The 616-nt window shown below is 46.4% G+C and carries 1 protein-coding gene; it reads right to left on the reverse strand.

Annotation, left to right across the window (positions count from 1 at the left end; all coding sequences use genetic code 11):
• Positions 1-233 precede the first annotated feature (233 nt).
• The coding region (locus AC0QUY_RS42745; protein WP_475391760.1) for a carbohydrate ABC transporter permease at positions 234-616 on the reverse strand (383 nt) is incomplete at its 5' end.

Consider the following 616-nt stretch of genomic DNA (forward strand, 5'->3'; position numbering starts at 1 on the left):
TTCAGCGAGTTTATATACCATTGCCCGTATTGAAGGCTCTCTTTTCCTGCAAATAATTCTCTATAGTGATCCAATGTCGGATTTGCCGGAATGATAGAAGTACTGACCAAACTGTTGCCGGGATTAAAGCTGGCTCCCACCGTCCAAAGCAGAGGATATATGATAACGGCTGTCATAAAAACCAACAGAGAATAGGTCAGAAGGAGCCGAAAGAATCTTCTTTTCTTCATATGTTAAGCCCCCTCTTTGAAAGAATTTGTCCGTCTGAACTGCCACAGCGCGATCGAGATGACAAAGACCGACAGCAGGATCGTCAATGCGGCGGCTAAAGAGTACTGGCTCGACTGCATCGTCAATTTGTAAATCCAGGACACCAGAATGTCGGTTCCTCCCGCTGTTGACCCGGGAACAGCCGGACCGCCTCCATTGAATAGATAGATAATGTTGAAGTTATTAAAGTTAAAAGTGAATTGCGTGATGATAATCGGCGCCATTGCGATTAAAATCAGCGGCATTGTGATATGCCTGAATTTCGAAAACGCGGACGCGCCGTCAATTGTCGCCGCTTCATACAGGTCGTCCGGAATCGACTGCAGAACACCGGTCGTCACAATAA

The sequence above is a fragment of the Bradyrhizobium sp. WYCCWR15520 genome (genome assembly GCF_056174665.1).